The organism is Flavitalea plasmicola (assembly GCF_030546645.1).
GTDB lineage: Bacteria > Bacteroidota > Bacteroidia > Chitinophagales > Chitinophagaceae > Puia.
Genome location: NZ_JAUOTO010000003.1, coordinates 333,057 through 358,542, shown reverse-complemented (window position 1 = coordinate 358,542; position 25,486 = coordinate 333,057). Strand labels below are relative to the sequence as shown.

Sequence of the window (25,486 nt, the reverse complement as noted above, 5' to 3'; positions counted from 1 at the left end):
ATTAATTTTCCCTATAAAGGCTGATATTTTATTGTAACTTTACGTTAACATGGAGGTTAAATCATGTTAAGTTGCGCAAGATAGCAACTTCATCCCGAAAAACACTAAATGCTTTCGCCATGACACCAAGTAAACATACCCTTTCCATCCTGGCTGCCGGCCTTATCCTGTTCAGCAGCTGCTCCTCTTCCCGGAAAGCCGCACAGACCCCGGATGATGTCTATTATTCTCCCGGTTCTTCCAGGGCTGTCGCCGCAGCAGATGATGAGGAAGACGGCGGATACTATAGCCCCCGTTCCAGCAACCGGGGAGACTATTACAGCACCGCTCCCAGCGATAACTATGTGCGTCTGAAAGCCCAGGATCAGTCCCGCTGGTCCTATTTCGACGATTACAATGCATACGACTCTTATTATTACCCTTCCGCTGCCATCAGCCCGTATTATGGAATGGGATTCGGATACGGCTATCCCATGTATGGATATGGCCTTTCTTATGGGTTGGGCCTTGGATTCGGAAACCCCTACCTGGGATGGAACAGCTACTTCCTTTGGAACACCTGTTACAACCCTTATTTTTATAACCCCTACTATGGAGGTGGCGCCATTATTGTGAAAGGGAACGGTTCTTATGCCAATAACATGTATACGCACCTGCGCGCTTTCAATGGCACCAGCTACAGGAGCAGCCTTACGGCAAGGGTAACCAACAGCAATAACAGGAGCTATCGTCCTTCCAGCAATGTATACACCCGGGACGTTCAATACGGCACCAGCAACCGGTTTAATTCCACCAACCAGAGCGGTGGCCGGAACAATACCTACTATCGTTCTGTCAGCCCGAATAGCGGCATGAATAACAACGGCAGCTATTCAAGGCCCAGCAGCGGCGGTTTCAGTGGCGGCAGCCAGCCTGTGAGAAGCTACTCACCTCCTCCTTCTTCAGGTGGCGGTGGCGGTGGCGGCGCCAGGCCCAGCAGGCACTAATACCAGCACCCTACATACCTAAGTATTCTGTCTTTCATGAAAAAAATTGTCGTAGCTATAGGCATTCTGGCCTGTCAGCAATTGGTTGCCCAACTACCGGAAGATGCCCTTAGAGCTTCGTGGACAGTCCCCAGTGGTACGGCCCGCCAGCAGGCCATCGGAGGCGCCATGGGTTCCCTGGGAGGTGAGATCTCTTCCAATTTCGTCAATCCCGCTGGTCTCGGCTTTTACAAGACCAGGGAGATCGTCATCAGCCCGGGATTCCGTCTCCTCCAGGATAAGGCCAGTTATCTGAATACTGCCAATGGCGGCCAGACCGCCAGCAACTTTAACCTTGGCACCAGCGGCCTGGTCACCAGCCACACCACCTACAATGGGAACAACAGCGTTTTTTCCATCGCGGTGAACAGGACGGCGAATTTCAACAATCACGTTTATTATAAGGGACGGAACAATTACAGCTCCCAGTCCGAACAATATGCGGAAGAATTCTCGCGGTCGGGATATACCATCGATTCGGCCATCGCAAACCCTAATGGCGATGTCTCTTACGGCACTCGTAGCGCCCTCTATACCTACCTGGTCGACACGACCACTGTTAATGGCCAGCAACAAGTGATCAGCCGGGCGCAGAACGCGGGCTTGCTGGACCAGGTGAACGATGTCCGGACCAGCGGCGGCATCACGGAGATCGCCCTGAACCTGGCCACCAGCCTGCATGATAAATGGTACATCGGCGGCGGCATAGGCATCCCGATCATCAGCTACACCCGCGAGCAACATTACCAGGAATCCGACGCGACAGGCAATGCCCACAATGATTTCGCCAACTATACCTATACGGAGAAATATACTTCCAAAGGTTTCGGGCTAAATGCCAAGCTGGGCTTGATCTTCAGACCTTCCAATGCCTGGCGGGTAGGTCTTGCGGTCCATACGCCCAGCCTGCTCGGTGTGACCGATAAGATCCATACTTTCATGACCAGCGACCTGGAAGACTTTTCCAAGCCCCAGCAAGTGAGCTCGGGTGACCTTGACGCCGCTTATGGTCCCGTCAATAGCGTCAACTACAATATATATACGCCCTGGAGGTTCATCGCCAGCGGCTCGTACGTATTCGGAGGCGGGGAAAGCAATGTAAAAGCACAAAAAGGCTTTGTCACGGCGGATGTGGAATACGTCACGACACGCACGGCCCATTTCAAACCGGAGAATACCGGGGATGGGTCCGCTCCGGACAACTATTATGATGCAGTGAATGCAGCCATTAAAGATATTTATAAGAATTACCTCAGCCTGCGGATGGGAGGCGAACTAAAGTTCAATACGATCTTTGCCCGCGCCGGCGCAGCTTACTATACCAACCCCTACCAGGACAGCAAGGAGCTGAAGGCGGACAAGCTGTTTCTCACAGCCGGCACAGGCTATCGTAACGCAGGCATGTTCTTCGACCTGGCCTTTGTAATGCAATTCTCCCGGGATGTCAATTTCCCGTATCTCTTGTCGGATAAGAACAACCTGGTATCTGCTTTAAAGGAAACAGGCGGGACGGTGGTGCTCACTGTGGGATTCAAGTTTTAGTGAATGGATGCCATCAGCGGCCGCATCATTGCTGCCCAAATGGCATATTCCTTCCCGGAAAAATGAAGGCTGTCCCCTGCTATGAGCGAGGGATCACTCGCTGCCTTCCGGCTTTCTCCCGTCACATCGATGTATCGCACCTGGTAAGCCAGGGAAATCTCCCGGTTAATGACATTGAAAGAATCGATCTCTGCTGCAATAGTCGCCCTGTTCCTTCCCCTGGCGAAAGGTGTAACAGAATAGTCAGGGATGGACAGCACAATGACATGGGAAGGCCGGTTACCCGCCATCCGGATGGATCGCTGCAGGAGTACGGTGAACTGGTCACGGTAAAGGGATTGGCCCAGCCCCAGGTATTGGTTGTTCACGCCTATGAGCAGGGAGACAATATGATAGGGGGATGAGGGGGCCGTGTCAGGCAATGCCGCCAACAGGTCGGCCGTGGTCCAGCCGGTGACGGCAATGATATCGGGGTCATTGTAGGGCATATTGTCAGCCCTCAACAGGGTGACTACCTGGGTGGGATACCGTTCCCTTACAGGTACAGACTGGCCAATGGTATAGCTGTCGCCCAGGGCCAGATAAGTGAGGGAATCTTTAGGCAGGGGGGGCTGAATAACAGTGGCAGTCGTATCGGGAGAGGCGGCCATCACCGGATTGGCGTTGTGCTTTATGCAAGCCGCTGCCCAGCCAATCATCAGGCTTGTTATCAGCGCTATTTTCATAACCCGGGCCATATATCCACATATACGAAAGAAAAAGGCCCGGCGGATGCCGGGCCTCTCAATATTTACAACGCATTGATTAATAATCCATTCCGCCCATACCGGGAGCACCGCCGCCGGGGTGAGCATGACCTTCTTCTTTCTTAGGTTTGTCGGCGATGACACACTCAGTGGTCAGCAACATACCGGCGATAGAAGCCGCGTTTTCCAGTGCGATGCGGGTAACCTTGGTGGGGTCGATAACACCAGCTTTCAGCAGGTTTTCATAGACTTCCGTGCGGGCATTGAAACCGAAATCGGCTTTGCCTTCCTTCACTTTCTGTACTACGATGCTGCCTTCGATGCCGCTGTTGACCACGATCTGACGGATAGGCTCTTCCAGGGCCCTTTTCACGATCGCGATACCGGTGGTTTCGTCTTCGTTGGCGCCTTTCAGCTTTTCCAGGGATTCGATGGCACGGATATAAGCTACGCCACCGCCGGGAACGATGCCTTCTTCTACCGCAGCGCGGGTGGCATGCAGGGCGTCGTCTACACGATCCTTCTTTTCCTTCATTTCCACTTCGGTAGCAGCGCCTACATATAGTACAGCTACACCGCCGCTGAGCTTAGCCAGGCGTTCCTGTAATTTTTCCTTATCATAGTCGGAGGTAGTGGTTTCGATCTGGGCCTTGATCTGGTTGACGCGGGCCAGGATATCTTCCTTCTTGCCTTTACCGCCTACGATAGTCGTGTTGTCCTTGTCGATAGTCACGCTGGCGGCAGAACCCAGGTAGCTGAGGTCGGCGCCTTCCAGCTTGTAACCCTGCTCTTCGCTGATGACGATGCCTTTAGTGAGGATAGCGAGATCCTGCAGCATTTCCTTGCGGCGGTCGCCAAAACCGGGGGCTTTGACAGCAGCCACTTTGATAGTGCCGCGAAGCTTGTTCACTACCAGGGTAGCCAGCGCTTCGCCTTCCAGGTCTTCTGCGATGATCAGCAGGGGACGGCCGCTTTGTGCTACTTTTTCCAGGATGTGAAGGATGTCCTTCATGGCAGAGATCTTCTTATCGTAGATAAGGATATAGGGATTCTGCAGTTCCGCTTCCATTTTTTCGCTGTTGGTAACGAAATAAGCGGAGAGATATCCCCTATCGAATTGCATACCTTCTACCACGTCGACGGTAGTGTCGGTGCCTTTGGCTTCTTCTACGGTGATGACGCCTTCCTTGCCTACTTTGGCGAAGGCTTGTGCAATGAGCTTGCCGATGGCGTTGTCATTGTTGGCGGAGATGGAGGCCACCTGCTCGATCTTACGGCTGTCGTTACCGATGGTCTGGGACTGGCCGCTAAGGTTTTCTACCACCTTAATTACGGCCTTGTCGATGCCGCGCTTAAGATCCATGGGATTCGCACCGGCTGCTACGTTCCTCAGCCCTTCACCAATGATGGACTGGGCCAATACGGTGGCGGTGGTGGTACCGTCGCCGGCGATGTCCGCTGTCTTGGAAGCCACTTCTTTCACCATTTGGGCGCCCATGTTCTCGATGGGGTCTTCCAGCTCAATTTCTTTTGCTACGGTGACACCATCCTTGGTAATGGAGGGAGCGCCGAATTTCTTTTCTAAAACTACATTACGTCCCTTGGGACCCAGTGTCACTTTTACTGCATTGGCGAGGATATCAACGCCCTTCTTCATCCTGTTGCGGGCTTCGATATCGAAGAAAAGTTGTTTTGCCATAATTATTCTGATTGATCTCCCATCTGAAGGGGAGTAAGTTTAAAAATGAATGGTATGTATGCGTTAAACAATTGCCAGGATATCTGATTCCCGCATGATGAGGAAATCATCACCTTCAATCTGGATCTCCGTACCGGCGTATTTGCCGTAGAGAACGGTGTCTCCGATCTTAACTGTCACCGGCTCATCTTTTTTTCCGGGACCGGCGGCTACAACTGTACCGCGCTGCGGTTTTTCCTTGGCTGTGTCTGGGATGATAATGCCACCGGCAGTTTTTTCTTCAGCAGGAGCTGGCTTCACTATTACCCTATCAGCAAGCGGGGTAACGTTTAACTTTTTCGCCATAATCGTATTTATTTTTGTTTGATGGAATGATAATGACCAGTTTGGTCCGGTCGGCAAAGGTAGGCGAATTTTGTACCAAACCCGAAAGCCAGGTCATTTTTACAGATTTGTTAAAATATCGAGTCGGCAAGCCCGGCAGATGTGTCAATTTTTCAGGCAGGCAACGGGCTGTTTGTCAGTAAATAAAGAACCCCACCCTTCCGGGTGGGGCGCCGTCAAAATAAATATTGCCATTACTTTTGTACGACAGCCGGCTTTACCGAGTAAATGACGACCCCTACCTGGCCAATGAGCTGATCCGACAGCCCATTCTTTTTTGCGGCCGTGACGACGTCTGCCACAAAGGCATCAAAGTCTCCGCTGTCGGCCTTGCCATTCATGCGGGAATTGGTAGCCGGATCATGGGCGTCGTGCATATTCTTACCCCCATAGGTAAAATTCTTAGCCCCGGTGGCAACGCAGAAGAAATCCGTCAGGTTCTTGCTCAGGGCGGTGAAACCTGTCAGATTGTTGCTGCCAACCTCTGCCAGCAGCGTCTGGAAAAATCCATTGATCTCCGGGTCCGCGGCGATAACGAAGATGGCGCTGTCCACCACTGAGCGCAGACCAAGGCGCCCTTTTTCGATCATTGTGCCGGAATTGGCGGGATCAGACACTTTCGTCGTTCCACCCAGCGAATCATACAGGGTCTGCTTTGCGGGCGAACTGTCCTTTTTACAGGACTGCATGGTGCATAAAACAACGCCAATGCCGAGGGCTGCTGTCAAAATGATCAGGTTCCTTCTTACTTTGATCCGGATAAAATGTCTTTTCAATTTCATATTGCTGATTTTGTGTTTAAAAAATGTGTTTGAAAAATCCGTACACCCTGTATGAAATAGAAGTGGAGGCAACGGGACAACCGCTCTTCATGGCTTCTTCACTGGGGATGAAACGTTCTGCTTTGTATGGCAGCTGCGCCTTAAAGGCGCTGACTACCTGACTGGCCGTAGTTTTGATGGGAAAGAACGTAAATACGGCAATATCAGACTTCGGGTTTACCAGCACATGATCCACCCCTTTCTGCTGGTAGAGCCAGCAAGTGATCTTATCGGCGTCCGTTTGCGTGATGGCCTGCCTGATATCAATACGGGCCATGGCCCTGGTATGGGCGTCGATAGGTTTCGGACGGGTGACAATATATATGTGTACGCAAAGTACGATCACCAGCAGACCAGTGCCGGACAATACGCCCAGGGCAATTCTCTTCCAGGTCCTTTTTTGCATGAAAAAAAGATTAATGATTAAATAAATGAAAAAGGAAAAATGCTTTTAGGAATGAATAGATCTAGCTTGGAGGAATTGATCAGAACCACCAGTGAAGCGCTTGTAAGAGATACGACAATACGATGGCAATAGATTGCGGGTTTTTTAAAAATAATTGAATTTACTCCCGGAGACGGTAAATCCGTATATTTGCAGCCGCTAATTAAGCTCTTAAAAATGATCAGCAGAAGAAATATCCGGGTAAAAGTGATGCAGACCTTGTATACGCTGGAAGCGCAGGAACAAATCGTAAAGCCGGGAGAACATATACGGATCCTACAGAAACATTTCGATCAGACCCGGCAGCTACTGACCTACCTTACTTATTTTATCACTGAAGTGGCCCGTTATGCTGAGACGGATTCCAGGGTCAGGTCATCCAAGCACCTGCCAAACGAACAGGATCTCAATGTCAATATCAAGCTGGCAGGCAATGAATATCTCTGGAAAATGCTGGAAGATGCCAGCTGGCAGAAGGTCTTGGGCACGGACAAACCTCATTTGCAGGAAAATAAGGAGCTGATCAAAAAGCTTTACCAGGAACTGGTGACCACGGATGAATACAAACAATACATCGGCGAGGCGGGCAGGGAAAAGAAGTCGGAAAAGGCCATACTCGAATTTATTTTCACCGGGTTGATGCTGCCTAACGAGGCCTTCGAAACGCACGTCGAAGAGCTGTTCACCAACTGGGATGATGACGGGGAAATGGTGAGCCAGCTGGTGATGGGGTTTATTAATAAACCCCAATCCGTCAATTTCCAGGAGATCATCAGCAAGGATAAATGGGATTTCGCCAAAGGCCTGCTGCAGACAGTGATGGATAAGAAGGAGGTGCTGATGGACCTTATCAAGCCTAAATTGAAGAATTGGGACCCGGAGCGCATCGCTACCCTGGATATGATCCTCATGCAAATGGGCGTTTCCGAATTCCTGTATTTTGAGACCATCCCTCCCAAGGTGACCATCAATGAATACATCGACCTGGCCAAGGATTACAGCACACCACAGAGCGGCCAGTTTGTCAATGGCATCCTGGACAATATCCATAAAGACCTGGTAAAGGAGGAAAAAATGCATAAGATCAATTTCAAGGCAAACCCGTAGGTTTGCAAAAAAATACCCCATGCGTTATTTAACGGCATTTTTATTGGCTGCGATCCTGATAGGCGGCTGCCAGGGCAATGATAAAAAAGCGGCAGCTTCCGCTCCTGCTGCCGGGGAAACCCGGGATTCTGCCCAGCTTACTTCGGTCCAATGGCTGGATTCCTCCAAAGATTTCGGAAAGATCGTCGAAGGGCAAAAGCTGGAAGTGGCATTTCGCTTTCGCAACACGGGAGATAAGCCCCTGGTGATCGAAAAAGTGCAGCCAAGCTGCGGTTGTACGGTGGCAGAACAACCCAAGGAGCCGATACAGCCCGGGCAGGAAGGACAGATCAAAGCTTCTTTCAACAGCGAAGGCCGCGTGGGCACCAACCACAAGACGATCTTCGTCTATGCCAATATGAAGGACGCCAAAGCCCATCCCCTGGTATTTGTGGTACAGGTGGAAAAGAAGGCTTCCTAAAAGATCATTCAATTCATCATTCTCAAACAAACAAATAATACAATGACTCAATTAGTGGTTCTATTACAAGCAGGTGCACCAGGAGGGGGCGGATCCTTTCAATTGATCCTGCTGGGAGGTATGATCCTGGTATTCTGGCTGTTTATGATACGTCCCCAACAAAAAAAGGCCAAGCTCGCCAAAAAGTTCCAGGAAGAAATGCAGAAAGGCGACAAGATCGTAACGATCGCCGGTATTCATGGCACTGTGAACAAGGTAAACGATGACGGCACCATCCAGATCGAGACAAGTCCCGGCAGCTATCTGAAGATCGAGAAGAGCGCCATCTCCATAGAGTGGACACAGAACATCAACAAGGCAGCTGCGGCACCAGCAGATAAAAAATAAACCAGGCCCCGCGATCGCGGGGCTTTTAGATTATAATATGTTCAGCGTAGGATTAACCGGCGGTATGGGGTCCGGCAAAAGCACGGTGGCCGGCATCTTCGAGGTGCTGGGCATTCCTGTGGCCTATGCCGACCGGGAAGCCAAAAGGGTCATGGCGGAGGACCCGGAGCTGCGACGGCAGCTCATCCGTCATTTCGGGGAGGAGACTTATGCCGGTGGTCAGCTGAACCGGCCCTACCTGGCAGCGCAGGTGTTTGCCGACAAAGAAAAGCTGGCGCTGCTGAACTCCCTCGTTCACCCTGCTACTATCGCCGCAGGAGAAAAATGGTTGGAGCAGCAAAAAGGCCGTGCACCTTACGCCATCCGGGAAGCGGCCCTGATCTTCGAGAGCGATTCCCTGCGATACATGGACTTCGTCATTGGGGTTTTCGCGCCTCAAACCCTGCGGATCCATCGTGTGCTCCAACGGGACCAATTAAGCAGGGAAGAGATCCTCCAGCGCATGCGCAGCCAGATAGACGAGGATATAAAGATGAAACTGTGCGATGCTGTCATCTATAATGACGAACAGCACCCGGTAATCCCCCAGGTGCTGTCCCTTCACGAAAAGTTGCTGCGTCTGTCCGCAGCAGCCGTATGATGATCTTATTTAAGCTTGCTGAGCGCGTCCTTGATCCTGCCCCAGGCCTTTTCAATATTCCCCATGCTGTTCGCAAAGGAGAAACGGACACAGGCCGGCTCTCCGAAAGCATCTCCCATGACTGAGGACACATGCGCATTGTTCAGCAGGTACATGCTGAAATCTCCGGAATTACTGATGGTAGTCGTCCCATCGGATTTGCCGTAGTAGGCGGATACATCAGGGAAAATATAGAAAGCGCCTTCAGGTTCGAAGCATTTCAGTCCCGGGATGGCTTTCACCAGCTCCAGGGTCTTTTTCCGACGATCCGTAAATTCCTTCACCATATCCATGGAAGGCGCCAGATCGGCAGTCAACGCCACTACGGCGGATTTTTGTGCAATGGAATTTGTGCCGCTGGTGAACTGTCCCTGCAGTTTCTCACATGCTTTAGCCACTTCGGTGTTTGCGGCAATATAACCCAGCCGCCAGCCCGTCATCGCAAAGCCTTTGCTCAGGCCATTGATGATGATGATGCGGTCCTTCAGATCGCTGAACTGGGCGATGCTCTCATGTTTTCCGGTGAAATTGATATATTCATATATTTCATCGGAGAGGATGAAAATATCAGGATGTTTGCGGAAGACGGCAGCCAGGGCTTCCAGCTCTGCCTTGCTGTAAACGGCGCCCGACGGGTTACAGGGTGACGAGAAGAGAAAGGCCTTTGTCTTGGGAGTAATAGCGGCTTCCAGCTGGGCAGGCGTGATCTTGAAGCCGCTGTCCAGGGTGCAATGTACTTCTACCACCTTTCCACGGGCGATCTTCACCAGCTCGGAATAGGTCACCCAATAGGGCGTGGGGATGATCACTTCCTCCCCTTCGTCCACCAGGGCAAGGATCACATTAGCCAGGCTTTGCTTGGCGCCTGTGGATACAACGATATTCTCCGGCTTGTAATCCAGGTTATTATCCCTCTTGAACTTGGTGCACACGGCTTCGCGCAGATCGGGATAGCCGGATACAGGAGTATAGTGGCTCCAGTTATCATCGATGGCTTTCTTCGCGGCGTCCTTTATATGCTTAGGGGTGTCGAAATCGGGTTCTCCGAGACTCAGGTCAATAACGTCGATGCCTTTCGCTCTTAATTCGCGGCCGAGCTTGGCCATTTTCAGGGTTTCCGGCTCGCTGAACCGGGAGAGAATTGATGATAATTGCATAATTAGTATATTAATTGAGCGCCGCAAAGGTAAAACATTGCGCAATTGAAAGCGGGGGTTTACCCGGTAAATAATTTGTATTATTTGTGCCAATAACAGGTGTGTTTTTGCGATTCTACTAATACGATTAGTATTCCGCCCGGGCCGGCTGCAGCGACAGGCTGCTTTCCAATCCGGCTCTTTTCTACCCCGGGGGGGTAGGAAACCCCTTATCTGGCCCGTATCCCGCGGGGGTTGAAGCCGCCCGGAATAATTGAAAATAGCTGATGGTATTCAATTCCTAAAACTTATATTTGCGGTTCTTAAAAAACAAACGAAACTTCCAATGAGAGCACTGGTGGGATTATTCGCCGCTTTACTTATTGTCATTTCACTGTACCAACTTTCTTTTACGTGGTTTGTCAACAGCCATGAATCGGCCATGGAAGCCAAGGCCAAAAGGCAAATAAACAGCCTTTATCCTTCGGCCGCCACAAAATATCCCGGTAACAAAGAGGCACAGGCCCTCTACCAGGACACCATTGATGAGGCATTCAACCTGCGTAAGAAACAATTACTGGACAGCACAAGAGAGACAAAGATCACCTGGTGGGGCACGACCTATCAGAAGTCCAAAGAGAGCGAGCTCCTGCTGGGCCTCGATCTGCAGGGCGGTATCAGCGTGACCCTGGACGTTGCATTGGATGGACTGATCAAGGGCCTGGCCAATAACTCCCGTGACCCGCAGCTGCTGAAAGCGCTTGACCTTGCCAATAAGAGGAAGGTGTCCAGCTCCAGCAACCTTATCGATCTGTTTGCACAATCTTATAAGGAGTTAAATCCCAATGGCAAGCTGGCTCCGCTGTTCGCCAATGCCAATCGCAATAAACTCAAATTCGAAGCAGCGGACGATGACGTGATCACCTATCTGCATGGCATGGCCAGCGCCGCCATGAAACAAACCTACAAGGTATTGCAGACCCGTATCGATAAGTTCGGCGTTGCTCAGCCCAGCATCAGCCTGGATGAGAACAGGGGTATCATCTCCGTCGAGCTGGCAGGCGCCACTGATCCGGAAAGGGTGCGCAATTATCTGCAGTCGACCGCCAATCTGCAATTCTGGGAAGTATACAACCTGGGTGAGCTGGAAACTTCTGTTGTCAGCGCCGATAAAGCTTTGGAAAATTATCTCACTGGCGTGAAGGCCGATACCGCTGTTGCGGGAAAGGATTCCACGGCGAAATCAAAAAATGATTCACTGGCCGCCAATGACCCGAATGCACATCCGCTGCTGAACCAACGGGTGATCCATTTCATACAGCCCCAGCAGGACCCCAAGACCGGACAGCCGCGTTATGCCGCCTACCTGGCCCAGGTATTGCTGAAAGATACGGGTACGGTCAACAGCTGGCTCAACAATCCCGTGGTTCGCAACAACTTCCCCCAGGACCTGAAATTCCTTTGGGGCAAACAGGGATTGGACGACAATGGCAAGCCGATCCCAGTACTGGATTTATACGCCATCAAGACGCTTCCTGGTACGGATAAAGCCCGTATCGAAGGCGCAGCCATCGAGGATGCGACCCAGGATTTTGACCAGATGACCAGCGAAGTGCTCGTAGAGATGAGCATGAACAAGCAAGGTGCCAAGGCCTGGGCCGATATGACCACTAAGAATACAGGCAAGCCCATCGCCATTGTATTGGACGACATCGTGTATTCCGCCCCGTTTGTCAACGAGCCTATCACAGGCGGCCAGTCCAGGATCACCATGGGACGCAGCGGCGGCTCCACGCATACCATCGAAGACGCGCAGGACCTTGCAAATATCATTAAAACCGGTAAGTTGGATGCCCCGGCAAAGATCGTACAGGAATATGTGGTAGGCCCTACCTTGGGTAAGGAAGCCGTCCACGGCGGTACCATGGCCTTTACGATCTCTTTTGTGGTGATCTTTATCCTCATGCTTGTCTATTACAACACGGCGGGATGGGTTGCAAATATTGCACTGGTATTGAACCTGCTGTTTACCATCGGGGTATTGAGCTCCCTGCATGCCACCCTGACCGCACCCGGTATCGCCGGTCTGGTGCTGACCATCGGTATGGCAGTGGACACCAACGTTATTATATTCGAGCGTATCAAGGAAGAGCTGACCCGGGGCAAGAGCTACCAGCTGGCGGTAAGCGATGGATATAAACGGTCTCTGGCGCCCGTGCTGGATGCCCACGTCACTACCCTGCTAACGGCCCTTATCCTTTTCTATTTCGGATTGGGCCCAGTGCTGGGCTTTGCCACCACCCAGATCCTGGGTATCCTGCTTTCGCTGTTCTGCGGCATCCTGGTGTCCAGGCTGATCACGGACTTCTATACGAATAAGAACCGCCATTTTAAATATTTTACACCGCTCTCCCGCCGCATCTTCAAGCATGCCTCTTTCAAATTCATCGAATACAGGAAAGTGGCGTATTTCATCTCTGTCGTAGTGCTCATACTGGGAGTCAGCTCCTTCTTCCATGGTTTTAAGGAAGGGGTCGAATTCAGAGGAGGCCGCAGCTATGTGATCAATTTCCATAAACCCGTCGAGGCTGTCGCAGCCCGTGATGCCTTGAAAAAAGCAATGCCTGACGCATCCCTGGAGATCAAGACCTATGGCAGCAACGAGCAACTGGAGATCACTACTGACTACAGGATCCAGGAGACGGGTAATACCATCGATTCAGCGGTGTTGGGCCAAATGTATGTGGGTCTCAAACCGCTCCTGCCGGGCGTAACGGCTTCGGAGTTTGCAACCAACAAGTATGTACAAAGTAACAAAACCGTTCTGCCTACTATTTCCGATGACCTGAAGTCCGGCGCGGTCAAGGCCGTCATATTCGCCATCATCATCATCTTCCTGTATATCTTTATCCGCTTCCGCGACTGGCGCTATTCATTGGGTACGATCATCGCCCTGCTGCATGACGTATTCGTCACGCTGGCGGTATTCTCTTTCCTTCATGAAGTTGTTCCCTTCCCCCTGGAGATGGACCAGCATTTCATTGCGGCCGTCCTCACGGTGGTAGGCTTCTCGATGAATGACACCGTGATCGTATTCGACCGTATCCGGGAGGACAGCCGCCTCATGAAGGGCGCGAGCAATGCCACGATCATCAATAAAGCTATCAACGATACACTTAGCCGTACGATCATGACCTCGCTGACCGTGTTTCTCACCATCCTGATCCTGTTCCTGGTGGGTGGTGAAGTGACCCGTGGGTTCGCATTCGCCATGCTCATCGGGGTGATCACGGGTACGTACTCGTCCATCTTCGTAGCGGCACCCTTCCTGGTGGATTTTGCCAAAGGCAAGCCCCTGGGCGCCGCCGGGCAGGAGCCCGCAGAGAAAGCGAAGGCGGCACCGGCCACTACGACCAGGTCTTAAGAGCTTGGATTAAACATATAAAAAAGGCCGGTCATTTCGACCGGCCTTTTTTATTACTACTTGTGGTGCGTCATCTTGTGATGATGTTTGACCACCTTATGGTGGTGTTTGTGATGGGCCGGCTTATGCGTCTGGGCCATGGCCGCTCCTGTCATCGTAACCAGCACCAATACAGACAAAAGGATTTTTTTGATCATATGTTTTTCATTTTTGGGTTAAAGCGGTTAATTAAGACTTCTTGGCGGCGGGAGCCTTATTCTCCTTAAACCGCTTGTCAGGCGTACCATCCTTCTTCAAGTGCGTGGTGGCAGGCGCTGTCTTTGCCGCATCCTTATTGGCCTTATAACGCATGTCAGCAGTACCGTCTTTCTTAGTCGGTCCGGCGGCAGGCTTGGCTGTAGTGGACGTCGTTGCGGCAGCGGCAGGCTTGGTCGCTTTGGCTTTCCTGGGAGTGGTCTGTGCAAAGGTCATGCCGGTTAAGGTCATGAGCAGGCTGGCAATCAATAAGAGCTTTTTCATAATAATTAGCGAGTTTTTAATGTCTAATTCAACGTATACAATGTGAATTTATTTAAACGCTGCACGGCCACCAAAAAAATCCGCGGGAATTAAATCGTATTTTTACTCATTAACCGGTTATTAACAATCAATTGTATATTAAAAAGATGCAAATATTTTGGGCATTGTTAACTAGTACTTAACCATTTTCCTAAATTAGTAAAGATAAACCATAGCAATTTTGCATCCATGCGTTCCTCTACCTTAAAATGGATCGTCCTATCTGCCACATTGCTGGCCGCGATCATCATAACGGTCCAGCTTTATTGGCTCAATATGGTCTATTCCTACGAACAGCGCCAATTCCACATCAACGTGGTGAAGAGCGTGCGCGGTTTATTCGAGGACCTGCAGATGAATGACGCCCCCGGCATCAGTCTTCAGCAACTGATAAAAAATCCGGGTAACAATTACTTCATCATAAAGGCGGACACCATTCCCCCTAAGGATTCCCTGACCTTTTATCTCCAGGATGAGTTTGCCCTTTTTGGCGTTCTCACCGATTGCAAGGTGGGTGCGTACAGCTATGTAGAGAAGAAATTCGTATACGAGGAGTTCCTGCCTACCCCCGCCACCAGGTATCCCCCCTCCAAGGCGATGTTGCAGGATCTGCCTGTACTGCCCAACGACGGTGACTATATCGTGCTTTATTTCCCTCACCGGCATGAATATATCCTGGAACAGATGGATTTCTGGATCGTCAGCAGCGCCATATTGTTTATTGCGCTTATTGGACTGGCGGTCAGTCTCTTCTATTTCTACCGGCAGAAATTCCTGGCCGAAGTGCAAAAGGATTTCGTCAATAACTTCACCCATGAGTTCAAAACGCCGCTGGCCGTCATGAAAATAGCTTCGGGGGTTTTGGCCCAGGAAAATATCCTCCAGCAGCCCGACCGGCTGGAACGGTATGCCGCGATCATCAAGAATCAAACCGAGCACCTGCAAACCCAGGTGGAGCAGCTGTTGAAAGCGGCCTCCTCGGAATCGAAGAACCTGCTTCTTCAAAAAGAGAACATTGACGCTCATCAGCTCATCGAGCAGGCCCTTAGCAAAGTACAACCCCTGATAGAGGAGAAAAAAGCAAGGATCGAACTGAAGACAGACGAAAGCAACAGCGTACTCCATGCCGATAAGGCCCACCTGGAGCTGGCGGTCGTCAATTTGCTGGAAAATGCCCTGAAATACTCCCCCGAACCCCGTATCGTGGTGGAAACGGGCAGTGCGGAAGACGAATTTTATATCTCCGTAAAGGATAATGGCGTCGGAATTGAAAAAAAATACCTGAAAAGCATCTTTAAGAAATTTTACCGCGTACCTACAGGTGATATTCACAATGTAAAAGGTTTCGGACTGGGACTGAACTTCGTCAAACGGATCATCGACGCGCACAATGGCAAGATCCGGGTCAATAGCCTGCCGGGTATTGGTACGGAATTCAGATTATTTATTCCTCTCAATTAAAGAATTATGCAACAGACCCCTAAAGTAAAAGTGCTCCTGGCCGAAGACGATCTTTCGCTCGGATATGTCATCAAGGATAATCTCGTCGATGCGGGTTATGAAGTGGTGCTCTGCCCTGATGGACAAACTGCCATCGAAAAATTCGACAAGAATGAGTTCAACATCTGCCTGCTGGATGTCATGATGCCCAATAAGGACGGCTTTGCCGTTGCCAAAAAGATCCGGCAGCAAAGCGATATGGTACCTATCCTTTTTCTCACGGCCAAATCCATGGAAGAGGACAAGATAAAAGGTTTTCGCAGCGGCGCCGACGATTACATTATCAAGCCCTTTAGTATCCAGGAGCTGTTGATGCGGATGGAAGTTTTCATCCGGAGGACCCGGAAAATGCACTCCGACAAAACAGTTTTCTTCACCATCGGCAACCTGCAATTCTCCTACACCGACCTGAAGCTCACCATCGACAAGGAAATATTCAATCTCACGCAAAAAGAAGCAGACCTGCTGAAATTCCTCTGCGAACATTCCAACAGGATCTTAAAAAGAGAGGAGGTCCTGCTGAATGTCTGGGGCAAGGACGATTACTTTTTAGGCAGAAGCATGGATGTATTCATCACCAAGCTCAGAAAATATTTCAAAGCCGATCCGGACGTAAACCTGGAGACGATCCATGGTGTGGGATTCCGATTCAATACGCCGCAGGATTAAATGTCTTCCCGGACATTATTATATATATTCTTTTTAAATTTAACTGCCCCAGACGCCTATTCCGGGATGGTTAACCCCTGATTAACAAGAATAACAAATAGTTTTGCCTCCTCAAAACGTTAAGCATAACCTATGTTTAAGAATCGGATCTTTTTGGTCTTATGTATTATTTTTTCAAGTATTTTACTTCGGGCGCAGCCCCGGCAGGATACCCTCCGCCTGACCTTGCCGGAAGCCGAAAAAATGTTCCTGGACAGTAATTTTCAGCTGCTGGCGGGCCGGTATAACATCGATGCCAGCAAAGCAATGATCATCCAGGCCCGTCTATGGCCCAACCCGAACTTCAGCATCAGCCACGGTTTGTATTCCGGCACGTTGAATAAGTTCTTTCCGACTGGCACGAATGACGAGACGACGGTGAATCTCTCCCAGCTGATCCAGCTGGCCGGCAAACGCAACAAACAGGTGAAGCTGGCGCAGGCGGGTGCGCAACTGACGGAATTCCAGTTCTTCGACCTGATGCGTACCCTGAAATATACGCTCAGGACGGATTTCTTTCATATTTATTACCTGGAGCAATCCGCTGGAATTTATAATGAAGAGATCAGGGCCCTGCAGCAGATAGTGAATGCTTTTAACGAGCAGGCCGGAAAAGGCTATATCTCCGAAAAGGAGGTTATCCGGATCCGGGCCCAGCTATACACTTTCCAGAGCGAGTACAGCGACCTGATCGGTCAGATAAATGACCTGCAAAGTGAGCTCCGGCTCGTGCTTCAGGCAAAGCCTGGTATTTACCTCAACCCCGTCACAGATTCCAGCCTCCTGGATAAGCTGGACCCGGGTCAATACCCCTTGAGTACCCTCGTGGACTCCGCCTATCACAATCGTACAGACCTTCAGATGGCACGCGCCAACACCAATATCAACCGGCTGAATTACAATTACCAGAAAGCGCTGGCCGTACCGGATCTGACGCTGTCACTGGGATATGACGAGGCGGGGAGCTTTCTGACCAACTACTATGGCATCGGAGCTTCCATTGACCTGCCGTTCTTCAATCGCAACCAGGGGAATATCAGGTCCGCCAGGGCCCAGATCGCCAGCTCGCAGGCCGTGGAAAAAAGCACGCAGGCCACCGTTGAAGAGAATGTATCGGCGGCGCTGCAGAAAGCATTCGCACAGCAAAAGCTCTATCGTACCGTCGATCCGAAATTCTACGGAGATTTTTCCAGGCTGCTGCACGAAGTAGTCGTCAACTACCAGAAACGCAATATCAGCATCCTGGACTTCCTGGACTTTTACGATTCCTATAAACAGAACACCCTGCAGCTGAATTCCATTCAATTCAACAGGGTCAGCGCTTTCGAGGATATAAATTATTACACTGGCACCAACTTCTTCAACTGATCTGATAATCAAAAAAAAATTGTGATGAACTATACCTTTAAACAATATGCGGCACCCTTTATCATCGTTTCTTCCGCCTTATTGTTTTTTGCTTTATCCGGCTGCACCAGCGGCGCCGAGGCTCCTGCGGCCGAAAAAGGGAAATATGTGCTGCCTGATTCTTTGGCACGGAACATCAAACTGGACAGTGTGGTCAATTCCCGGGTAGTCAACTCCATTACCCTCACGGGCAAGGTTACCTTCAACGAAGATAATGTGGCGAAGATCTATCCACTGGTGAGCGGGAACATTACAGATATAAAGGTCATGCTGGGAGATTATGTTCAGCAGGGACAAACCCTGGCCGTCATCCGCAGTGGCGAGATGGCCGGCTACAGCAATGACCTTATCACGGCGGAGACCAATGTCGCCGTCGCCAGGAAGAACCTGGAGGCAACAAAAGATATGTACAGGAGCGGGCTGGCTTCCGCCAGGGACTCCATCGCTGCGCAGGCTGGTTATGACCAGGCCACTGCCGCTCTGCACAAAGCGCAGCAGGTATTGCAGCTCAATGGAGGCAGCCGGAACGGTCAATACCAGGTGAAAACCCCTATCAGCGGGTTTGTCGTGGAAAAGCTGGCTACCAATAACATGTCCCTCCGTCCCGACAACAGCAGCAACCTGTTCACCATTTCGGACCTGAAGAACATCTGGGTGATCGCAAATGTTTACGAATCCAGCATCGCCCTGATCAAGCCAGGCGATAGCGTCAATGTAACCACCCTCTCCTATCCCGATAAGGTCTTCAGGGGAAAGGTAGACAAGATCATGAACGTCCTGGACCCAACCAATAAGGTCATGAAAGTGCGTATCGTGCTTGCTAACCCTGGCTACCTGCTGAAGCCTGAGATGTTCGCGAACGTGATGCTCAACAACAAGGAGAACAAACAGATGCTATCCGTTCCCAGTACGGCGCTGATCTTTGACCATAGCCAATACTATGTCCTGGTGTATAAGAGCCCTTCGGATATCACCATCCGCGCCGTACAGGTGAGTGGCACCATCGGGGACAAGACCTATATATCAGAAGGTCTTTCGGAAGGCGAGAAAGTCATCGGGTCGCAGGCCCTATTGATCTACCAGGAACTGAACAGCTAGTTTGGGTACTTTAAACCAATTCAGATGAACAAAGTATTAAAAGGCATTCTCGCTTTTTCGCTTAAGAATAAATATTTCATTTTTTTCGCCACGGTCCTGCTGGCCGTATACGGTTTCTTCACCTTTCAGAAAATGCCCATCGAGGCGTTTCCGGATGTCACCAATACGGAGATCACCATTATTACGCAGTGGCCTGGTAGAAGCGCCGAAGAGGTGGAGAAATTCGTGACCATTCCCATAGAGATCACACTAAATCCGGTGCAGAAAAAGACCAGCCTCCGGAGTACGAGCATCTTCGGCCTCTCTGTTGTAAAGCTGATATTCGACGACGATGTGCCTGACAGCTATGCACGTCTCCAGGTGAATAACCTGCTGCCCAATGCCGAGCTGCCCGAAAACATCAACCCCCAGGTGCAGCCGCCCACGGGTCCCACAGGGGAAGTATTTCGCTATACACTGGAAAGCAGCTTCCGGGACCCCCGCGAACTTAAGACCTTACAGGATTGGGTGGTCGATCGCGAGCTGCGCTCCGTCCCGGGTATCGCCGATATCGTCAGCTTCGGGGGAATGGTAAAGACATACGAGATCAGGGCCAACCCCCAGAAGCTGGCCGACCTGGGCATTACGCCCCTGGACATATCTAATGCCGTGGGCAAGAACAATATCAACATCGGCGGGGATGTCATCAATAAGAACTCCCAGGCCTATGTTGTACGGGGCATCGGCATCCTGAATGATATCAACGAGATCAAGAACATCATCGTAGAGAACATCAATGGCATCCCGATCCTGGTAAAAGATATTGCGGATGTGGAGATCTCCAATCTTCCCAGGCTTGGGGAGGTGGGCAGATCTGACGCCATCGACAGCACCGCGCACAGGACCCTGCGCAACAATCCAGATGCCGTCGAAGGGATCGTCCTCATGCGTAAGGGAGAGAATCCCGATGAGGTGATCAAGGGCCTGAAGACCAAAATAAAAAAGCTGAATGAACGGGTGCTGCCTTCAGACACCCATATTGTGCCTTTTTACAACCGGGAAGACCTCATCCATTACGCCACCCATACTGTGCTGCACAACCTGATAGAAGGTATACTGCTGGTGACCCTCATCGTATCCCTGTTCATGTTCAACTGGCGTACGACGCTCATCGTATCCATTATCATTCCGCTGTCCCTGCTGTTTGCCTTTATCTGTCTCAACCTGATGCATATGTCGGCCAACCTGCTGTCCCTGGGCGCCATCGACTTCGGGATCATCATCGACGGAGCGGTGGTCATGGTAGAAGGACTCTTCGTACTGTTGGACCATAAGGCAAAAGAGGTGGGGATGGACAGGTTCAACAAGCTGGCTAAAATGGGCATGCTGCGGAAGAAAGGAGCCGAATTGGGAAAAGCCATCTTCTTTACCAAGCTGATCATCATCACCGCCCTGCTGCCTATTTTCTCTTTCCAGAAGGTGGAGGGCAAAATGTTCACGCCGCTTGCCTATACCCTGGGATTTGCCTTATTGGGAGCCCTGATCTTCACATTGACGCTGGTGCCTGTTTTGGTGAACGTGCTGCTCCGGAAGAATGTCCGGGAAAAGCACAATCCTTTTACTCATTTTCTGCAGGGGGCCATCATGCAGTCCTTCCGGTTCGTCTTCAAGCATAAGAAATCCTCGATCCTGGTTGCCATGGTGGTGATCGCAGCGGGGCTGTATTCTTTTAAGTTCCTCGGTTCGGAGTTTTTGCCAGAGCTGAATGAAGGCTCTATCTGGGTGCGCGCCACCCTACCCTACAGTATCTCCCTGGACTCCTCCGTAACGCGGGCGACGCAGATGCGGGCGATCATGATGAAATTCCCGCAGGTGAGAAGGGTCATGTCGCAGACGGGACGCCCCGACGACGGAACGGATGTCGCGGGCTTTTATAACAATGAATTCGGCGTATCGCTGTATCCGCAGGAAGAATGGGATCCTAAGATCTCCAAGGACGAGCTGATCGAGCAAATGCGACAGGCATTGTCCGTAGTGCCGGGCGCGGAGCTGAACTTCTCGCAACCCATCATGGACAATGTGGAAGAGGCCGTTTCCGGCGTGAAAGGTTCCATCTGTGTAAAGATCTTCGGGGACTCCCTCCAGTATATGGAAGATCAATCCAACAAAGTCTACGGTATATTGAAAAATATCCGGGGCATCGAGGATCTCGGCGTGATCAAGAACATCGGGCAGCCGGAACTGGACATCGACCTGGACCAAAGCAGGATGGCCATATACGGCGTATCGGCAGCCGATGCCAATGCGGTGGTCGAGATGGCCATCGGGGGCAAGGCGGTGACCCAGCTATACGAAGGGGTGAGAAAGTTCGACATCCGCATACGGTTCCCCGAGAACTTCCGGGCCACGGAAGGGGACATCGGTAATTTGCTGGTACCCACGCAAGGCGGTTCCAAAGTGCCCATCCGTGAAATTGCCAGACTCACACAAAAAACAGGGCCTTGCCTGATCTTCCGGGACGACAATGAACGCTATTCCGCCATCAAGTTCTCTGTAAGGGGAAGGGATATGGGCAGCACCATCGCGGAAGCCCAGGAAAAGGTGGGGGACGCGGTGAAACTGAGGAAAGGTTATACCATGGTATGGCAGGGAGATTTCGAGAATCAGCAACGCGCATCCAAACGTCTGGTCCAGGTGGTGCCCATCAGCCTGCTGCTGATCTTCCTGTTGCTGTTCGTCATGTTCGGCAACCTGAAAGATGCCGGCCTGGTGTTCCTCAATGTTCCCTGTGCCGTCGTGGGCGGCATCCTCGCTTTACTGATCACAGGAACGAATTTCAGCATTTCCGCAGGCATCGGGTTCATTGCCCTTTTCGGGATCTGTATCCTGGAAGGCGTGTTGCTCATCACGGCATTTAAACACAATCTGGAACGGATAAAAGGCCTGGAAAGTCCCTTGTATACTTCCATCAAGCTGGGGGTGAACGACCTGATCCGTCCCGTATTGATGACGGCCCTGATGGCTACCATCGGGTTGCTGCCAGCCGCCGTTTCCACCGGTATAGGTTCGGAAAGCTCCAGGCCGCTGGCCAGGGTAGTGATAGGAGGATTGCTTTGCGCCACCGTCTTTTCGCTCCTGATCTTCCCGCTGGCATTCTTCTGGTCCTACAGGAAAGTAGATACCAAACACAACGGATAAAACTTAAAGGCCGGGCTGACGCCCGGCCTTTAAGTTCATATATTTGCTTCATGTCTGGAAAACCATGTATCCTAGGACTGGCTATCCTCCTGCTGATGAGCAGTCCTGTTGCAGCACAGGATTTTTTCAAGGCTTCCCCCACCTATAACCCCGGCCGGGTAAATGGAGTGGTCATTGCCGAGGCTGCCATTGGAACAGCCGTCACTATCGGGCTCAATTACCTCTGGTATAAGAAATTCCCCCGCAGCAAATTCCATCTGTTCAACGACAACAATGAATGGTTGAATATGGACAAAGTAGGCCATGCCACTACGGCGTATAATGTTGCCGCCATTCAGACCGACCTGTTACGGTGGGGTGGCGTGCGACCGGGCGTAGCGGCGGTTGCCGGCACTTTGACGGCGCTGGGATTCCTTACCATGGTCGAGATCATGGACGGGCATTCCGTCAAATGGGGGTTCTCCAAAGGGGATATGCTGGCCAACCTGGCCGGCTGCATGCTTTTCGAAAGCCAGCAGCTCATGTGGGGACAACAACGCATCAGCCTTAAATATTCCTATCATCACACTTTATTTGCACATTACCTTCCGGGTGAGCTGGGCCGCAACCTCCCGCAACGCATGCTGAAGGACTATAATGGTCAGACCTATTGGCTGTCCGTGAACATAGGGTCCTTCCTGCCTGCCAGCAGCGGTTTCCCCAACTGGCTGAACCTGTCGGCCGGCTATGGCGCTGAAGGGATGATCGGTGGAGTGAAGAATCCTGCAGCCATCAACGGCCAGCCCATTCCGTCATTTAAGCGTTACCGGCAATTCTATTTTGCCTTCGATACCGATCTCTACCGGGTGAGCGGCTTATCGCCCCTGTCCACTACCCTGCTGAAGCTGAACCGTACCTTTAAGATGCCTGCGCCCGCCATCGAGTGGAATCAACAGGATGGTTCGAAGTGGCATTGGATTTATTTTTAGGGTTTTATGGAGGCTTTGTATAATCTGATCCCGCTTTCATTCGTTACTTTTGCTCACAATTAAAATTTGCTGAATGGATTCGAACCTGCTCATTATTGCCATCGCCTTTGCCACCCTGGTAGCCGGGGCATTGGTTTACCTGTTCCTCAGGCAGCGCAGAGAGATTAAACAGGCGCAGCAGCGGGGGCCTGAGAATGGAAATGAAAGCATCCCTACCCGACAGCTGCAATTGCAGGCTTACGAACGCTTGATCCTGCTCACCGACCGGATCGCTTTGCCTAATCTTATTCAACGGGTGAATACACCCGATCTCAGTGCCCGGGAAATGCAAAGCCTGCTCATTCACAGCATCCGGCAGGAATTTGAGCACAATATCACCCAGCAGATCTATGTATCGGCGGAAGCCTGGGATGCAGTCCGAAATTACAAAGAGCAGAATCTACTCATTATCAACCAGGTAGCCTCCTATTTACCGCCAGAAGCCTCGGGACTGGAGCTGAATAAGCATTTGCTGGAGCTGCTGGTGCAGAGCCCGAAGGCCTCGTTGCAGAACATCGTTTCGGATGCGCTCAGCTATGAAGCGAAGAAGCTGATGTAAGACGCCCGGCGCTTAGTAGTACCTTTAAGCTTATCATATGCCTGGAAAAAAAATATACACCGACAGCGGCATCGAAATAAATGAAGTATACTCGGCGGCGGATCTTGCCGGGATGGTTCCCGAAGATGCACTTCCAGGCGAATTCCCCTATACAAGAGGCGTCCAGCCCGACATGTACCGGGGCAAGCTTTGGACGATGCGGCAGTATGCCGGCTTCAGCACGGCGGAAGAAAGCAATGAACGTTACCATTACCTGCTGAGCCAGGGAGTGATGGGGTTGAGCGTGGCCTTCGACCTTCCGACGCAGATAGGCTACGACAGCGATCATCCCCTCTCCGAGGGTGAAGTAGGCAAGACGGGCGTGGCCATCGATTCCATCGAGGACATGGCCACCCTCTTCAAGGGCATACGACTGGAAGACGTCTCCACCTCCATGACCATCAACGCCACGGGTTACATCCTGCTGGCTTTCTATACGGCGCTGGCCAAACAGCAGGGCGCGGACCTGAGGAAGATCACCGGCACCATCCAAAACGACATTTTAAAAGAGTATGCCGCCAGGGGCACCTATATCTATCCCCCCAAGCCCAGCATGCGCATCATCACGGATATTTTCGAATGGTGCAGCCACGAGCTGCCAAAGTGGAATACCATCTCCATATCGGGCTACCATATCCGTGAAGCCGGCAGCACTGCCGTACAGGAGATAGCGTTTACACTCAGCAACGGGAAGGCCTATGTGCAGGCGGCAATGGCGAAAGGACTGGATATAAATGTTTTTGGCAAGCGGCTGTCCTTCTTTTTCAATGCGCATAACAACCTGTTCGAGGAAGTGGCCAAATTCCGGGCTGCCCGTAAGATGTGGGCCGTCATCATGAAGGAGCTGGGGGCTACGGACCCGGGAGCCCTGAAACTACGGTTCCACACGCAGACGGGAGGCAGCACGCTTACGGCCCAGCAGCCCATGAACAATATTTCCCGGGTGACGATGCAGACGCTCGCAGCTGTATTGGGCGGGACGCAGTCCCTGCATACCAACGGTTATGACGAGGCTCTCAGTCTTCCGACGGAAGAGGCGGCGAGAATAGCGCTCCGGACACAGCAGATCGTTGCCTTCGAAAGCGGCGCCCCCGATACGGCGGACCCCCTGGCCGGCAGCTACTTTGTGGAGTCCCTGACCCACGCGGTGGAAGAACAGGCCTGGCAGCTGATGAACCAGATAGATGCAATGGGTGGCAGCGTCAGCGCCATAGAACAGGGATTTATCCAGGAAGAGATCGCCCGAAGCGCCTATACCTATCAGCGCCAGGTGGAGACGGGCGAAAAGATCATCGTGGGCGTCAACAAATTCCAGGTACAGGAAACAAACTCGATCCCCTTATTCAGGGTGGACGACTCTATCCGGCAGATCCAGACGGAAAAGCTGGCCTCGCTCCGGAAAAGAAGAGACCCCGCCCGCTGTGATTCCATCCTGCAGGACCTCAATGATAAAGCCGCTTCCGGCGAAAATATCATGCCTGTCGTCGTCGAGGCGGTAGAGCATTTCTGTACCCTGGGAGAGATCGCCGATACGCTGCGGGAAGTGTTCGGAGAATATAAATGAGCTTTTTCACCGGC

Annotated in this window: 23 protein-coding genes; 15 read left to right on the top strand and 8 right to left on the bottom strand. The window is 51.5% G+C overall.

Annotated features, from left to right (window positions below):
- Positions 1 to 119 precede the first annotated feature (119 nt).
- A complete protein-coding gene (locus Q4E93_RS11475; protein WP_303585294.1) occupies positions 120 to 986 on the top strand; it encodes a hypothetical protein in 867 nt (288 codons plus the stop codon).
- A 36-nt stretch (positions 987 to 1,022) separates the two neighbouring features.
- Positions 1,023 to 2,567 carry a hypothetical protein gene (locus Q4E93_RS11470; protein WP_303585293.1) on the top strand — a complete coding sequence of 515 codons (1,545 nt, stop codon included), beginning with the start codon at positions 1,023 to 1,025 and terminating at the stop codon, positions 2,565 to 2,567.
- Here the strand turns inward: Q4E93_RS11470 and Q4E93_RS11465 are convergent.
- From Q4E93_RS11465 to Q4E93_RS11445, 5 genes are all read right to left on the bottom strand, one after another.
- Positions 2,564 to 3,292: an SGNH/GDSL hydrolase family protein gene (locus Q4E93_RS11465; protein WP_303585291.1), complete on the bottom strand. Its 729-nt coding sequence runs from the start codon at positions 3,290 to 3,292 to the stop codon at positions 2,564 to 2,566. The two genes, Q4E93_RS11470 and Q4E93_RS11465, sit on opposite strands and share 4 nt — an antisense overlap.
- 79 nt (positions 3,293 to 3,371) lie before the next feature.
- Positions 3,372 to 5,012: a chaperonin GroEL gene (groL, locus tag Q4E93_RS11460; protein WP_303585288.1), complete on the bottom strand. Its 1,641-nt coding sequence runs from the start codon at positions 5,010 to 5,012 to the stop codon at positions 3,372 to 3,374.
- A 63-nt stretch (positions 5,013 to 5,075) separates the two neighbouring features.
- Entirely contained in the window at positions 5,076 to 5,357 is a 282-nt protein-coding gene (locus Q4E93_RS11455; RefSeq protein WP_303585286.1) for a co-chaperone GroES, read from the bottom strand.
- A gap of 233 nt (positions 5,358 to 5,590) precedes the next feature.
- A complete protein-coding gene (locus Q4E93_RS11450; RefSeq protein WP_303585283.1) occupies positions 5,591 to 6,178 on the bottom strand; it encodes a globin family protein in 588 nt (195 codons plus the stop codon).
- A gap of 16 nt (positions 6,179 to 6,194) precedes the next feature.
- Positions 6,195 to 6,623, bottom strand: coding sequence for a hypothetical protein (locus Q4E93_RS11445; RefSeq protein WP_303585281.1), 429 nt, complete (start codon positions 6,621 to 6,623; stop codon positions 6,195 to 6,197).
- A 216-nt stretch (positions 6,624 to 6,839) separates the two neighbouring features.
- Between Q4E93_RS11445 and nusB the strand changes: the two genes are divergently transcribed.
- From nusB to coaE, 4 genes are read left to right on the top strand one after another with little or no spacing between them, the layout of a single operon-like run.
- The gene (gene nusB / locus Q4E93_RS11440; RefSeq protein WP_303585279.1) at positions 6,840 to 7,769 is read left to right on the top strand and encodes a transcription antitermination factor NusB; all 930 of its coding nucleotides are present in this window, start codon (positions 6,840 to 6,842) and stop codon (positions 7,767 to 7,769) included.
- 19 nt (positions 7,770 to 7,788) lie between these two features.
- Positions 7,789 to 8,229, top strand: coding sequence for a DUF1573 domain-containing protein (locus Q4E93_RS11435; protein ID WP_303585277.1), 441 nt, complete (start codon positions 7,789 to 7,791; stop codon positions 8,227 to 8,229).
- A gap of 42 nt (positions 8,230 to 8,271) precedes the next feature.
- Positions 8,272 to 8,616 carry a preprotein translocase subunit YajC gene (gene yajC, locus Q4E93_RS11430; protein ID WP_303585275.1) on the top strand — a complete coding sequence of 115 codons (345 nt, stop codon included), beginning with the start codon at positions 8,272 to 8,274 and terminating at the stop codon, positions 8,614 to 8,616.
- A gap of 37 nt (positions 8,617 to 8,653) precedes the next feature.
- Complete coding sequence (coaE, locus tag Q4E93_RS11425; RefSeq protein ID WP_303585273.1) at positions 8,654 to 9,256, top strand: dephospho-CoA kinase; 603 nt, start codon at positions 8,654 to 8,656, stop codon at positions 9,254 to 9,256.
- A 5-nt stretch (positions 9,257 to 9,261) separates the two neighbouring features.
- On the opposite strand, the gene Q4E93_RS11420 is transcribed toward coaE, so the two are convergent.
- The gene (locus Q4E93_RS11420) at positions 9,262 to 10,452 is read right to left on the bottom strand and encodes a pyridoxal phosphate-dependent aminotransferase (protein ID WP_303585271.1); all 1,191 of its coding nucleotides are present in this window, start codon (positions 10,450 to 10,452) and stop codon (positions 9,262 to 9,264) included.
- 325 nt (positions 10,453 to 10,777) lie between these two features.
- On the opposite strand from Q4E93_RS11420, the gene secDF reads away from it, so the two are divergent.
- Positions 10,778 to 13,855: a protein translocase subunit SecDF gene (gene secDF / locus Q4E93_RS11415; RefSeq protein WP_303585269.1), complete on the top strand. Its 3,078-nt coding sequence runs from the start codon at positions 10,778 to 10,780 to the stop codon at positions 13,853 to 13,855.
- 56 nt (positions 13,856 to 13,911) lie between these two features.
- Here secDF and Q4E93_RS11410 read toward each other — a convergent pair whose 3' ends face one another.
- Together Q4E93_RS11410 and Q4E93_RS11405 are read right to left on the bottom strand one after the other, a co-directional pair.
- Positions 13,912 to 14,052: a hypothetical protein gene (locus Q4E93_RS11410; RefSeq protein ID WP_303585268.1), complete on the bottom strand. Its 141-nt coding sequence runs from the start codon at positions 14,050 to 14,052 to the stop codon at positions 13,912 to 13,914.
- A 31-nt stretch (positions 14,053 to 14,083) separates the two neighbouring features.
- Positions 14,084 to 14,374 (bottom strand): hypothetical protein, encoded by a 291-nt coding sequence (locus Q4E93_RS11405; protein WP_303585266.1) that lies wholly within the window; start codon positions 14,372 to 14,374, stop codon positions 14,084 to 14,086.
- Positions 14,375 to 14,602: 228 nt separating this feature from the next.
- On the opposite strand from Q4E93_RS11405, the gene Q4E93_RS11400 reads away from it, so the two are divergent.
- From Q4E93_RS11400 to Q4E93_RS11365, 8 genes are all read left to right on the top strand, one after another.
- Complete coding sequence (locus Q4E93_RS11400) at positions 14,603 to 15,874, top strand: sensor histidine kinase (RefSeq protein ID WP_303585264.1); 1,272 nt, start codon at positions 14,603 to 14,605, stop codon at positions 15,872 to 15,874.
- 6 nt (positions 15,875 to 15,880) lie between these two features.
- The gene (locus Q4E93_RS11395; RefSeq protein WP_303585262.1) at positions 15,881 to 16,582 is read left to right on the top strand and encodes a response regulator transcription factor; all 702 of its coding nucleotides are present in this window, start codon (positions 15,881 to 15,883) and stop codon (positions 16,580 to 16,582) included.
- A 132-nt stretch (positions 16,583 to 16,714) separates the two neighbouring features.
- Entirely contained in the window at positions 16,715 to 17,989 is a 1,275-nt protein-coding gene (locus Q4E93_RS11390) for a TolC family protein (RefSeq protein WP_303585260.1), read from the top strand.
- A 24-nt stretch (positions 17,990 to 18,013) separates the two neighbouring features.
- On the top strand, positions 18,014 to 19,126 hold the full coding sequence (locus Q4E93_RS11385) for an efflux RND transporter periplasmic adaptor subunit (protein ID WP_303585259.1): 1,113 nt from the start codon (positions 18,014 to 18,016) through the stop codon (positions 19,124 to 19,126).
- Positions 19,127 to 19,150: 24 nt separating this feature from the next.
- A complete protein-coding gene (locus tag Q4E93_RS11380; RefSeq protein ID WP_303585257.1) occupies positions 19,151 to 22,303 on the top strand; it encodes an efflux RND transporter permease subunit in 3,153 nt (1,050 codons plus the stop codon).
- Between the two features lie 50 nt (positions 22,304 to 22,353).
- On the top strand, positions 22,354 to 23,271 hold the full coding sequence (locus Q4E93_RS11375; RefSeq protein WP_303585254.1) for a DUF2279 domain-containing protein: 918 nt from the start codon (positions 22,354 to 22,356) through the stop codon (positions 23,269 to 23,271).
- Positions 23,272 to 23,344: 73 nt separating this feature from the next.
- On the top strand, positions 23,345 to 23,869 hold the full coding sequence (locus tag Q4E93_RS11370; protein ID WP_303585252.1) for a DUF7935 family protein: 525 nt from the start codon (positions 23,345 to 23,347) through the stop codon (positions 23,867 to 23,869).
- Positions 23,870 to 23,906: 37 nt separating this feature from the next.
- On the top strand, positions 23,907 to 25,472 hold the full coding sequence (locus tag Q4E93_RS11365; protein WP_303585250.1) for an acyl-CoA mutase large subunit family protein: 1,566 nt from the start codon (positions 23,907 to 23,909) through the stop codon (positions 25,470 to 25,472).
- Positions 25,473 to 25,486: the final 14 nt, after the last annotated feature.